Origin of the sequence: Elizabethkingia argenteiflava, from assembly GCF_009904105.1 — a bacterium.
In the GTDB taxonomy this organism is placed as follows: Bacteria; Bacteroidota; Bacteroidia; order Flavobacteriales; family Weeksellaceae; genus Elizabethkingia; species Elizabethkingia argenteiflava.
The window spans coordinates 1-255 of record NZ_JAAABJ010000490.1 but is presented as its reverse complement, the minus strand read 5'-3'; the positions used below and the strand labels follow the sequence as shown (position 1 = coordinate 255).

The following is a 255-nucleotide window of genomic DNA, read 5'->3' as shown; positions in this document are numbered from 1 at the left end:
GGGAGTGTCACCCGAACTGTGTCAGGTTCTAAATTAATGCTCCTCAAAAGCTGTTTTTTTCCTTGAGAATTCTCTCTCCAAATTTAACATAAAGTTGTGATAATGCGATACCCCAGTTATGGATAGGTATTGTCCATTTTTTACTGATATTCTGTATTACCAGATACATTAGCTTCATCAGTGCCTGTTCTGAAGGAAAAGCACCTTTAGTTTTGGTGATTTTGCGTATCTGGCGATGTACCCCTTGAATTGGAT

1 protein-coding gene is annotated in these 255 nt (G+C 38.4%); it reads right to left on the bottom strand.

Annotation, left to right across the window (positions count from 1 at the left end; all coding sequences use genetic code 11):
* Nucleotides 1-43 precede the first annotated feature (43 nt).
* Nucleotides 44-255, bottom strand: a 212-nt coding sequence (locus tag GNY06_RS06210; protein WP_166519262.1) for a transposase, incomplete at its 5' end; no start/stop codon positions are given.